At 64.0% G+C, this 9,704-nt stretch carries 6 protein-coding genes and 1 rRNA gene; 1 reads left to right on the top strand and 6 read right to left on the bottom strand.

Going from position 1 to position 9,704, the window contains the following annotated elements; genetic code table 11:
- Positions 1-172: 172 nt before the first annotated feature.
- Positions 173-287, top strand: a 5S ribosomal RNA gene (gene rrf, locus NTCA1_RS03315).
- Positions 288-908: 621 nt separating this feature from the next.
- Here rrf and NTCA1_RS03310 read toward each other — a convergent pair.
- Genes NTCA1_RS03310 through NTCA1_RS03285 form a run of 6 tightly spaced genes read right to left on the bottom strand, consistent with a single transcriptional unit; the run spans position 909 to position 9,658 of the window.
- Positions 909-1,385, bottom strand: coding sequence for a DUF3237 domain-containing protein (locus NTCA1_RS03310; protein WP_159828194.1), 477 nt, complete (start codon positions 1,383-1,385; stop codon positions 909-911).
- Positions 1,382-3,286: a sulfatase-like hydrolase/transferase gene (locus NTCA1_RS03305; protein ID WP_159828192.1), complete on the bottom strand. Its 1,905-nt coding sequence runs from the start codon at positions 3,284-3,286 to the stop codon at positions 1,382-1,384. The genes NTCA1_RS03310 and NTCA1_RS03305 overlap by 4 nt, the downstream gene beginning before the upstream one ends.
- Complete coding sequence (locus tag NTCA1_RS03300) at positions 3,283-5,004, bottom strand: sulfatase (protein WP_159828190.1); 1,722 nt, start codon at positions 5,002-5,004, stop codon at positions 3,283-3,285. Before NTCA1_RS03300 ends, NTCA1_RS03305 begins: the two co-directional genes overlap by 4 nt.
- A gap of 12 nt (positions 5,005-5,016) precedes the next feature.
- Entirely contained in the window at positions 5,017-6,480 is a 1,464-nt protein-coding gene (locus NTCA1_RS03295; protein ID WP_236549073.1) for a sulfatase, read from the bottom strand.
- A complete protein-coding gene (locus NTCA1_RS03290) occupies positions 6,480-7,901 on the bottom strand; it encodes a sulfatase-like hydrolase/transferase (protein WP_159828188.1) in 1,422 nt (473 codons plus the stop codon). The genes NTCA1_RS03295 and NTCA1_RS03290 overlap by 1 nt, the downstream gene beginning before the upstream one ends.
- A complete protein-coding gene (locus tag NTCA1_RS03285; RefSeq protein ID WP_236549072.1) occupies positions 7,901-9,658 on the bottom strand; it encodes an arylsulfatase in 1,758 nt (585 codons plus the stop codon). Before NTCA1_RS03285 ends, NTCA1_RS03290 begins: the two co-directional genes overlap by 1 nt.
- Between the last annotated feature and the right edge of the window lie 46 nt (positions 9,659-9,704).

Here is a 9,704-nt window from a genome sequence, read left to right as displayed (position 1 = left end):
CTAACCGGTCCTAATAACTCTGTTCATGCTTGATGAATCCCACCATCAATGACAGTCCTGCCTAACACGCAGCACCGTCAGCGATGATCGGACGATCATCCAGCCAGATATCAGCTCCAACTTGGAGCAGCACGGGCAACATCGATTGAAAAACAGCACGCCGTCTCCATTGCTTGGTGACCATAGCGTCAGTGACCCACCCGATCCCATCTCGAACTCGGCCGTGAAACCTGACAGCGCCAATGGTACTAACGCTCAAGCGTTGGAAGAGTAGGACGTCGCCAGGCATTGAAGCCGGCGTGCTGATAAAAAACCCATCACAATGACAAAACAACGAGGGCCAAGGGATAAACCCCAAGGCCCTCTTCGTGTCTTCTCAACAAGGCACGCACACGGTGACGCGGGGTGGAGCAGCTCGTCGTTCACACCGGCACAGTCGAAAAACTGTTGCCGTGTCCAGTTGGCTCCATCATCGGCTATCACGAAACTAGATCCATACCCCGGTTAGTGTTTCCCGGAGACCAGCAGCGGAACGAGCGTATCGTTGGCACAGTATCGGCGTAAGAAAACCTCCTGTGCCATTCAATGCGCGCGATGAGATCTACTCGGTCCTTCCCGCCTTCTGGGGCCAAAAGGAACTCCACCAGAGGTCCATCAGCGCCGTCGTTAAATGCGCACAATATGCGTGCGCTAACGACAGATATGACAGATCAGGGGCAGCTATCCTGTTTTAATTACCCGCCATCTGCCAGTTTATTTGCTGGCGAGACCTGCTTCTTCAAAGGCTAACTTTCATAGTATCTTTGATGCACCTCGCCTGATCCGTGAGGTTCTTCGTGTCGGTGGCGTTTAAGAGGGCACGGCGAAGGATCAAGAAGGGCTTCATTCAAAGGTGATGACCTTCGTTCTCAGCCGACCTGATAGAAATCGATCACGACCTCGTCGGGATAGCGCACCCCGCGGGCGATGAACATGGTCTGCCGAAGCCAGGCATGGGGGCCATCGCGCACCTCGAAACGGGGGGCGGTGCGGAAGTAGTAGCTGCCGGGATCAACGGGATCCCCCCGCGCGATCCGATCGCTTACTTCAACGCTGGCCATTCTCACCCCCGCATTGCGCACGTCGATGACCGTCCCGTCGCGGGCCTGCAGCGCATAGTGAGCATCGACCAGAGTGGAGCCGTCCGATCCGATCGCCTGCCAGTCGCCGCCGCCCGGCAGAACCACGCCTTCGAGACGCGGCCCGCCGACTACGCCGCCGCTGATCGGCACGAAGCGGCGACGGCGCCCTTCGACGATGCCGTGATCGATGGGATCAAGCAATGCGACCCTTGCCGAGAATGCATAGTCGAGTGTGGGCGCGGGGGCAGCGGGACCTGTGTTCATGGTGCGCCTCCAGCCTTGATCCGGGCCTGCATGCCCTCCCAGTCGAACACCTGAACTGCCGGGGTGTAGGTGCCTGTCAGTTGCAGCACCAGATACTTGCCTGCGCTTTTCAGATATTCGTTGGAACCGCTCATGGCCTGCTTCGCTGCTTCCAGCGCAGGCGCTGCAGCCGCGCCGATATAGGTCAGAGCATTGATCGCATGCAGCCGTACTTGCCAGGGTTGGTCTTCGCCGCACAAGGCGACAAGCGCCGTTACCGGAGTGCCGTCATCCCCCAGACGGGCGAGCGCTTCGCTCAGGGCGATGCGAACGTGAGGCGAGGTTTCCCGAGCTAGAGCCGCCTGCATTTGGACTTTGGCCGGGGCGGCTCCAGCGCCGAGGATCAGCAGCCCCATGGCTGCCCAGTAGCGCAGAACCTCAGTCGGGCTGGTCAGGGCGCTGCGTAGCGACGGCAGCCTTTCGATCCGGCCCACGGCAGCGGTGCGGGCAAGCGTCATGACGGTCTTGAGCGGATAGAGCGTCTGATTGCGGCTCGCCTCCCACCCTTCGCCTGCCATGGTTTCGGGCAGGAAGCCATTGTCGTGGATTGCCAGCATGTGCTCGTCGAGCGCCTGGCTCAAGGTCTTGAGCAAAGCGCGGTGGGCTGGTTCTGCGGCGAGATTGTGCAGTTCCTCGGGATCGGTCTTGAGATCGTAGAGTTCCTCAAAGGCTTTGGGCTGGAAGAAGCGGGCCTGGGCTTCCGTCAGCGTACCGTCGAGATAGGCCTGCTCCCATTCCTGATAGCCTTTGGCAAGCCACTCGAAGGCCTGATGCTGGCCCAGCGGCCGGTGCGGCATGTAGTTGCGGATGTAGCGCCAGCGACCGTCGGTGACGGTGCGCTGGAAGTCGATCCTCTCGTCCATTCGATTGCGCATGCCGAAGGCGTACTTCTGCGGCGCGGCCTTGGGCCCGAGGAAGGCCTTCCCGGTCATCTGCGGCGGCTGCGCGGCCCCGGCCAATGCCAGCACCGTGGGCGCCAGGTCGATGAAGCTGACCGGAGAGGCGATTTCGCTGCCGGGGCGGCCGGGCATCAGGTGCTGCCACTTCTCCGGCACATAGACCACCATCTCGCAGCGCAGACCTTCGTCATAGCAGTAGCGTTTGGACCGGCCGAGGACGCCGCCATTGTCTGAATAGTGGAAGACGATGGTGTCCTCGCTCAACCCGTCGGCCTCCAGCTCGGCAAGACGTTCGGCAAGCTGGCCGTCCATCTTTTCCATCAGGTTGTAGTAGCTGGCGAAGTCCTGGCGGATGCCGGGCGTGTCCGGCAGGAAGGCCGGAACGTCGATCATGTCAGGCGTCACGCGGCCCTGCGTGGGCTTGAAGATCTTCGATTCGTGCGTGGTCTCGTAATTGAACACGGCCATGAACGGCTGGCTCTTGTCTTCGCGCGAGCGCCAGTGCGCGGCCTTGCCTTGTCCGTCCCAGATCGCCTGCGGATCCACGTCGCAATTATAGTCGGTCTTCGCGCTGTTGGTGCAGAAATAGCCCGCGGCCCGCATCAGCTCGGGATATGTCCGGAATGCCTTCGGCAGCTTGCCCACCGCGCGCATCTGGTTCGCCGGGGCGCAGCTTTCGGGATAGACCCCGGTAAGGATGCCGAAGCGCGAAGGTGCGCAGACCGGGGCGTTGGAATAGACGTTGCGGAACAGCAGGCCCCTGGCCGCGAGCCCGTCGATCGTGGGCGTATGGGCCAGCTTGTCGCCATAGGCGCCGACGTAGGGGTTGTTGTCCTCGCTGACGATCCACAGGATGTTGGGCCGCTGGACCGGCGCGGCGGCGCGGGCGGCGGTGCCCGTGGCCGCCAGAGTGGTCGCTCCGGCGATCGAACCGAGCACGGCGCGGCGTGAAACCACGGTCACTGGCCTGCGCTCCCGACCTGTTTCACCAGTTCGTCCTTCAGCGGCGGGGTGTAGATCAGCGGCTTGCCTTCGGCCTGCGCCTTGAGTTTGGCCGGACCGTCGGGGAGGATCGGGTCGAGCCGGTCGGTCGGGTTCGGCTTGATGTACCACGATGCGGGGAAGTCCGCCGCGCGGGTGCCGTTCACGTCACGCCGCACCGCGCCGGTGGAGAGGCGTGCGCCGTAGGGGATCATATGCTTGCCGTCCCGGTTGGCGAGCTGGTCATAGAGCGCAATGCGCAGTTCCTGCGTTTTCGCGGCCCACTTGGGATCTTCGATGAGATTGTGCATTTCTTCGGGATCGGTCTTCAGGTCGTAGAGTTCGTCTGTGTCGTAGACGCCGTAATACTGGATATATTTCACCCGGTCCCGTTCGATGGCGAAGGTGCCCGGCGTCATGGGGAAGTTGTATTCCCAGTAGTATTCGTAAGTGAAGTCGCCCGGCTTCCAGTCGCTCGGGGCCTGCTTGCCTGCCCAGAGGTTCCAGGCGCTCGTGCCTTCGAACTGCTCCGGGCGCTTGGCGCCCGCCACGTCAAGGAACGTCGGTGCGAAGTCGAGATTGCGGATGCGGCCGGGGTTGACCTTGTTGGCGGGCACGGTGCCCGGCTCCCACACCACCAGGGGCACGCGGATCGACGCCTCGTAGGCGTTGCGCTTGTCGATCAGGCCATGTTCGCCGACCATGTAGCCGTTGTCGGAGGTGAACACGACGAGCGTGTCCTTCTCCAGATGGTTCTTGCGCAAGTAATCCATGATCCGGCCGAGACTGTCGTCGATCGCGGAGAGCGTGCCGTAGTAGTACTTGAGATACTCGGTCATCGGGACGTCGGCATTGTAGAAGAAGTCGATGCCGTGCCAGGAATTGCGCTGGTTCTGCACCCAGACCGGCTTGCCGGCGTTGTTCTCCGGCGTATTGGCGGCGCTGGCGGGCAGGGTGAACTTCGCCTTGTCGTACTGGTTGGCATAGCGCGGCGGGGGCAGCGGGTCGGAATGGACGCCCTTGTGGCTGAGATAGAGGAAGAAGGGCTTCTTCGGATCGCGCTCCCTGGTCAGCCAGTCCATCGCATAGTCGGTCAGTTCGTCGGTGATGTAGCCTTTCTGAGGCACTTCCTTGCCGTCGACGTTGAGATCGGGCGAGGAGTGGGCCGTGGTCGCCTTGGCGGGCCAGTAATTGCCCTGGCCCATGAAGCTTACCCACTTGTCGAAGCCGGGACGCGGCGCGTCGGTGCTGGTGCCCATGTGCCACTTGCCGAAGAAGGCGGTGTCGTAACCGGCCTGCTGGAGATAGCTCGGGAAATAGGTGAGCCCTGCTTCGGAACCGTCGTTGTTGTCGACGATGCCGTGATTGCGCGCGGTCTGCCCGGTCAGGATCGTGGCGCGGCTGGGGCTGCAGAGCGAGGAGGTGACGACGGCGTTCGGGAAGTAGGTTCCCTCTTTCGCCATGCGGTCGATGTTCGGCGTCTTCAGCAGGCCGGGCTGGAGGAAGCCCATGCCGTCATAGCGCAAGTCGTCGACGAGGACGAAGATGATGTTGCGCGGGCGGGCTTCCTGCGTGGCAGGCGCGGCGGCAGGCGCCCTGGCCTGCGCGGCAAGCGGCGACAATGGTACAAGTGCTGAAAGGGCTGGGGCGGCGAAGCAGGCGGCACCGGCAAGTGCGCGGAGAGCGGTTCTGGTCTTCATCGGTGTTCCTCGTCAGTAGACCCATTCGGTCTCGCGACCGTTGACGGTGGTCTTGCGGGTGAAGTGAAGCTTCCAGCGCGGATCGGGCAAGCCTGCGCGGAAACGCTCGATTTCGGCGGAGAGATCGGCCGCGCTCGCCGGGTCGGTGGCGGAGAGGTCTTCCAGCTCGGCCGGGTCGCGGTTCAGGTCGTAGAGGTGCGAGGTTTTCCAGTCGTGCGAGACCCAGAGCTTGCGGGCGCCGCGCCTTGCGGCATAGACCGGCTCCTGTCCCCAGACGAGCAGACGGTCGGGATCGGGATAGCGGGCGGTTTCCACAAGATCGCGTCCGTCCAGCTCGGCGGGCAGGGGGCTGCGGGGGGATGCCGCGTGAAGCACGGTGGCGGCGATGTCCACCGAGGAGACCGGACTGTCGCTGATCCCCTGCGGCTTCAGGCCCGCAGGCCAGGACAGCACGAAAGGCACGCGCACCCCGCCTTCGAGATAAGTGAACTTCCCGGATCCCCAAGGATGGTCCGGGTTGCAGAATCCGAAGCGGGTAGGACAGCCGTTGTCGGAGAGAAACACGACTATGGTATTGTCGCGTAGCCCGCGCGCTTCAAGACTGTCGAGAATACGGCCGATACCATCGTCCATCGCCGCGATCATGGCGATATAGGTGCGGCGCACCGGATCCTTCACTTGCGGGAAGCGATCGTAATAAGCCTGTGGAACCTGCAAAGGCCAATGCGGCGCATTATAGGCGACATAAGTGAAGAAGGGGCGGTCCCGGTCCTCGGCGGAACGGTCGATGAAGTCCACGGCGCGGTCGGTGATCTGGTCGGTCAGGTAGCGGGTGAAATCGTCGGCCGGTCTTGCATCGGGGCCTTCCACCATGGCGTGATGGCCGGTGCGCGGGGTGATCGGATACTTGTCCGCCTTGGTGGGCGTGGTGACGATGCCCGGCGTCTTCGGGTCCACGTAGTTGGTTTCGCCCGCGATGAAGCCGAAGAATTCGTCGAAGCCGCGTTCGGTGGGGTAGAACTGTCGCTCCGCGCCCTGATGCCATTTGCCGAAGGCGGCCGTGCGGTAGCCCAGCGGCTTCAGGCGCTCTGCCAGGGTCTTCTGGTCGACGGGCAATCCCGCGCCTTCGTCGCCTTCGTCGTTGATGTTGTAAGTGAAGCCGAAGCGCTGCGGCATTCGTCCGGTCAGCAGCCCCGCGCGGCTGACCGCGCAGACCGAGGCGGTGACATAGCCGCTGGAGAAGGCCACGCCGGTCTTCGCGATCCGGTCTATGTTCGGCGTCGGTACATCGGCACGGCCGTACGTGGAGACATCCGCCCAGTCGAGATCGTCGGCCAGGATGACGACGACGTTGGGGCGAGCGGCGGCAGGTCGGTGCGCCGAGGCGGTGTGCGTTGGGGCGGCGTTCGTCGTGCAGCCGGGCAGGCCAAGCAGGCATGTGCCCGCCATCATTGCGGAAACGAGCGTACGGTGCATCATTCTTCTCCTCCCGGCGTCCTGCCGCAACCGGCGACCGTGGCGGGCTGTCCGGGATCGACCGACCGCTCCCCCTCGCACCAGGGATAGCGTGTGGGATCGAGCGGACCGTCATGGGTATCGTCCAGAACCTTGCGCAGCGCTGCATATTGGCGCGCCGCCTCGCCCTTGCGTTCGCCGCTGGGCACTTCGGTCTCGACGCCGGAAACAGGGTTCATCGCCACAAAGCGGCCATCTCCGTAGAGCTTCCACCGGGCGTTGAAGGCGAAGCGCTCGGGCCGGAACTGCCACATCGGCGCATAGTGCATGAAGATCGAACTGCGCGCGGCACGCGCCTTGCCTTCGATTACCGGCCACTGGCTCACGCCGTCGACTTTACCGGCAAGGGCGGGCTGCCCGGCCATGTCGGCGAAAGTGGGCAGCAGATCCGTGAAATCTACCAGCGCCTCGCTCGTCCTGCCTTGGGGGATGCCGGGCCCCCAGGCGATGAGGGGGACATGGGTGCCGTTGATCTCGGTCGTGCCCTTGCCGCCGCGCACCGGGTGACCGCTGCGCATGGAGGTAATCTGGCGGTTGGTGCCGTTGTCTCCGGTGAAGATGACGATAGTGTTCCGGTCCAGCCCTTCGGCCTTGAGGCGGGCCATCAGATCGCCGACCAGTCGGTCCATGTAGGACACCATGCCGTTGAACCGTTTGGCGGCCCCTTCGGCGGTCATCGAATCCGGGGTCTGGACCCAGGGATTGTGAACCAGGACCATCGGGTAATAGAGGAAAAACGGCCTGTCCTTGTGACGCGAGATGAAGTCCAGTGCCTTGCGGCTGTCGAAATCGGGGCCGAAGCCTTCCTCGCTGATCTTCGGCGTGCCGTTGGCGGCACGAGTCGGCCCCCAATAGCGCGAGCCCTTGGGCGTCAGCGCCTGGAGTTGCCACAAGTAACTTTCGTCGAACCCGGCGGCCTCGGGCGTGATGCCGGTGCGGCCGTCGAAGCCGTTGCCCATGAGCTGCCATTTGCCGACGATGCCGGTGACGTAGCCCGCCTCCTTCATGACATTGCCGAACGTGCGCTGGCCGGGGGCGAGGTAGCCGAAGGCCTCGTAATTGCGCCAGTTCTCCTGCCCGGTCATCAGCCGCACGCGTGAGGGCGAGCAGAGCGGCATGGCATGGGCATTGTCGAAACGGGTGCCTTCGGCGGCGAGTCTGTCGACATGGGGCGTGTGGTATTCGCCGCCATAGGCATTGATGCCCTCCACCCCGAAATCGTCGGCCAGGATCAGGATGATATTGGGCGGGCCGGAGGTGCGGGCAGCAGGCACAGGGGCGCTGGCCGAAGCCGTGGTCGGACCGGCGGCGAGAGCGGGCGGAATGCCGCCGATCATGGTGCTCAGGGCGAGCGCGGCGAGTGCCGGGGCAAACCGCAGCATTACTTCGGCCCCTCGACCGGGGCGGCTGTGCGGTCACCGCTGCCGTCGAACATCTCGCGGTAGCGGAAGGGCTTGGGCGCCTCGGCCAGCGGCGGATCGGAATACTTGCGCGCCTCCGACCACCAGAGCGCCTGGAGTTCCTTGAGCTTGGCGGGCATCGCGGCGGCCAGGTCGTGGTTCTCGGCCGGGTCAGCCTCGGTATCGTAGAGTTGCCAGACGTCCTTGGCGAAATCGCCGTCGCGCGGGTGGACCGCCAGGGCTCGCCACTTGCCCTGGGTGATGGCCCGGTTTCCGCGCAGCTCGAAATACTGGACGTTGCGGGCGGCGGGCGCGGAAGCATCAGCGATCGTCGGCAGGAACGACTTGCCGGCTACCGCGATTTCCGCAAGGCCCGCAATCGACTTGGGGAAGGCCGTACCGGCTGCGGCGGCGAAGGTGGGCGCGATGTCGACTGCGTCGACATATTGCGTGCGGACCTTGCCACCGTCGCGAATGCGGCTGGGCCAGCTCACCACCATGGGCGTGCGCACGCCGCCGAGCTGCGGCCAGATCTTGTACCGCTTGTAAGGGGTGGAGCCCAGATAGGCCCAGGGCCGCTGGTATTCGCTTTGCGTCCTGTCTGTTCCGAGTTCGTCGATACGGGCGAGCATCTGTTCGGGAGTCAGGGTATTGGGCCGGTACATCTGGTCGAACGAACCCTTCTGCCCGGCTTCGGACGCCGCGCCGTTATCCGAAACGAGGATGATCAGCGTGTTGTCGAACTGCCCGGTGTCCTTGAGGTGCTGCACCAGCCGCCCGATCTGCTCATCGGTATGGGTGATGAAGCCAGCGTATGTCGCCATGAAGCGGGCGAAGACGGTTTTCTCGGCAGGCGTCAGGTTCGCCCAGGCGCGGTCACCGTCGGCGCGGGGGGATAGCTCCGCTTGGGGCGGCATGATGCCCATCAGCTTCTGGCGCGCCAGTCGGTCGTGCCGCAGGGCATCCCAGCCCTTTTCGTAGATGCCCGCATAGGCGTCGATATAGGCCTTGGGCACCTGGATCGGTGCATGGGCGGCGCCGAAGGCGAGGTAGACGAACTGTGGCTGCACAGGATTGGCGGGGAGGGCCTTGATCGCATGGTCGGTGATGTCGACCGAGAAGTGGTAGCCGGGCCGGTCGGGCTTGGGGAGCGTGCGGTTCCCCTCGATCAGGTCCGGGTGATATTGATCCGACCAGCCCAGGAAGAAACCGTAAAAGTCGTCGAAGCCGCGCTGGAGCGGCCAGGATCCGTTATGGCCTGGCGAGCCGTCCTCGTCCTCGGGGGCGAGGTGCCACTTGCCGTAGCCGTGGGTGGCGTAGCCAGCGCGGTGCAGGACCTGGGCGATGGTGCTGGCGTTCTGCGGCAGCTCGCCCCGGTCGCGTGTCATGTCGGCGGGGTTGAGGACTTTGGCGGGCAGGTCGGCCATGCGCACGGTCTGCGGGTTGCGCCCGGTCAGCAGCGAAGCACGGGTCGGAGAGCAGACTGCCTTGGTGTCGAAGTGGTTGTAGCGCAGCCCGCCAGCGGCGAGGGCATCGATGTTGGGCGTGCGGATTTCCGATCCGAAGGCGCCGATGTCCGAGAAGCCGGTGTCGTCCAGCACGATCAGCACGATGTTGGGGCGGGTCTGAGGCCGAGCGGCAGCCGGTGTCCTTGCTAGGCCGGGCTGCGAAGCAAGCGAACCGGCAAGGATCAAACCCACAGCGCAGGTCAGGCGAGTCATGCGCTTCAGCTTCGACATAGGGTTCCTCATCCTTTTGTTCCGGTGCGCTTGGCCGTCCGGCGTC

Source organism: Novosphingobium sp. TCA1 (assembly GCF_009811895.1).
Lineage (GTDB): Bacteria > Pseudomonadota > Alphaproteobacteria > Sphingomonadales > Sphingomonadaceae > Novosphingobium > Novosphingobium panipatense_A.
The sequence above is the reverse complement of the archived record's forward strand: the minus strand, read 5'-3'. Positions and strand labels throughout refer to the sequence as shown.